The organism is Halobacillus sp. ABD4_316, assembly GCF_056161385.1.
Genome location: NZ_JBSWZA010000022.1, coordinates 1 through 335, shown reverse-complemented (window position 1 = coordinate 335; position 335 = coordinate 1). Strand labels below are relative to the sequence as shown.

Here is a 335-nt window from a genome sequence, read left to right as displayed (position 1 = left end):
GCGACGTCCTACTCTCACGGGGGTAAACCCGACTACCATCGGCGCTGAAGAGCTTAACTACTGTGTTCGGCATGGGAACAGGTGTGACCTCTTCGCCTTCATCACCAGATCGATTCATCCTTTTTTCAAGGACAAGAACTATTATATCGTGTCTTGCTTTGAAAATCAAGGTGTTTTTGAAAGTTTTTTTGAAAACCCTCAAAACTGGATAAGGAAACAACTAATGATGAAACATCATTCACGAAGTATATATAGATAAGTCATCGATCCATTAGTATCCGTCAGCTCCACGTGTCACCACGCTTCCACCTCGGACCTATCAACCTCATCGTCTC

Annotated in this window: 2 rRNA genes; both read right to left on the bottom strand. The window is 43.9% G+C overall.

Annotated elements, in window-relative coordinates:
* Positions 1-109: ribosomal RNA gene (gene rrf, locus ACXAJH_RS20485) — 5S ribosomal RNA — on the bottom strand; the annotation flags it as partial.
* Positions 110-251: 142 nt separating this feature from the next.
* Positions 252-335, bottom strand: a 23S ribosomal RNA gene (locus ACXAJH_RS20480); the annotation flags it as partial.